This window comes from Trebonia sp. (genome assembly GCF_049794275.1).
GTDB lineage: Bacteria > Actinomycetota > Actinomycetes > Streptosporangiales > Streptosporangiaceae > Trebonia.
The window spans coordinates 1-1,646 of the sequence record NZ_JBARCR010000751.1; the positions used below are offsets into that span (position 1 = coordinate 1).

Consider the following 1,646-nt stretch of genomic DNA (forward strand, 5'->3'; position numbering starts at 1 on the left):
CACGTACACCGCGCCGGCCGCGGTCACGGACGACGCCACCAGGGCGGCGGTGGCCACCGAGATCGCGTTCGCGTCCACGTACACGCCGCCGAACCCGGTCGCGGCGACCTGCCGCGCCACGTCGAGCGCCGCGTGCGGCGGGCACACAGAAAAGATCACCGAGCTGCGCGACACCACCGAATCCAGGCTGGTGCCGGTCAGCTCCGCCGCGAGCGCGCGCCCGGTGGTGGCGCGGCTGCGCCCGGCCGGGTCCCACAGCACGGTGTGCCCGGCCGTGACCAGGCAGCCGCCCACGGCGGCGCCCATCTCACCGGGATGCAGCAGCCCGACGGTAGCCATGCGTTTCCTCCAGCCCGATGGGCGGTGTTCTGCCCACCATTGTGCCGGTTCCGCGGCTTACCAGGCGACCTGGTACAGCAGGCTGCCGTCGTCCCACTGGTACCAGCTGCCCGGTACCGGGATCGGCAGCGGCCGGAACGACCCGTTGCTGAACACGCCGAACTTACCCGGGATCGAGCTGGCGAAGTGCATCCAGCCGATGACCTTGCTGCCCGTGGCGTTAACCCACACGGCGTAGGCCACGACCGCGAGGCCCTGGCACGTCGTCCGGTACCCGGACAGGAACGTCTCCTTGCCGGTAGTGACGGAGAAGCCGGTGAACGCCACCGTGTTCCAGGCGGTCCCGGGCTTGCATAGCGACTGTGGCAGTCGCGCGCCGGACGTGCCGTACCCGCCGCAGACGAACGACGTCCCGTCACCGGTGATGAGCACGTTGACCCGCCAGCTCGGATCGCAGCCGAACGGGGTGCTCTGGTCGCCGCCCGGTTCCCCGGTAGGTACCAGGGTGGTCGGCCGGCTGCTGCTGAGCAGGTCGCCGTCGGGCCGCGAGATGTCCAGCACGCGCACCGCGGACTCGTACGGAGACGCCCCTGCGGTCCCCGCCGCCCCTGCGGTCTCCGCCGCCGCGAAGGCGAGCGAGTGGTTCCCCACCCAGGCCACCCCCGTGTTGGGGTCCGCGCCGCCCTCGCCACCGCTCATGATCACCCAGTTGGCGCGGCCGGGTGGCGTCGTCCAGGTCCGCAGCACCGCCCCCGTGGCCACCGAGTACACCGTCAGTGCCTGCTTCGCATTGGTAGTGTCAGCGGTCCAGGGCGCCGTCCCGACCGCGAGCATCGCGGCGTCAGGCGACAGCGCGATCGCGAGGATCTCGGTGCCGACCGGGGTGGCCGGGACCGGCAGCTTGGTCATCGTCAGCCGGGCATGGGAACCGGTGCCCGTGACGCGCACCAGATACCAGGTCCTGGACCGCCCCCCCGAGTTGAAGTCACCGTAGGGATCGCGGTGCGCGTCCGCGACGAACGTGCGGTCGTCGGCCGCGCCGGTGATCCCGGCGAAGCTGAGGCCGCGCGGCGGCTGGAGCGTGAATAGCGTCTTTCCGGTGAGCGTCGAGCGGAGCTCGAGCCCGACCGGTATGGTCTCGTCGCTGACCGGCTGGTTGAACGTCAGGTAATAGTCGGGGAAGCTGACGGCCGCACCAGCCGGGCTGACGGCCGGCACCAGCTCGTGACCGCCTGGGGTTCCCCTGACGGCGACGAGCGAGATCGCGACCGCGATCACGGCCGCCGCCGCGGCGAGCGGCGCGAGCC

2 protein-coding genes are annotated in these 1,646 nt (G+C 71.8%); both read right to left on the reverse strand.

The features are described from left to right. A partial coding sequence (locus tag WA805_RS19665; RefSeq protein ID WP_425243062.1) for an NAD(P)-binding domain-containing protein occupies positions 1-339 on the reverse strand: 339 nt, incomplete at its 3' end. Positions 340-396: 57 nt separating this feature from the next. Beyond that, the coding region (locus WA805_RS19670) for a hypothetical protein (RefSeq protein WP_425243063.1) at positions 397-1,646 on the reverse strand (1,250 nt) is incomplete at its 5' end.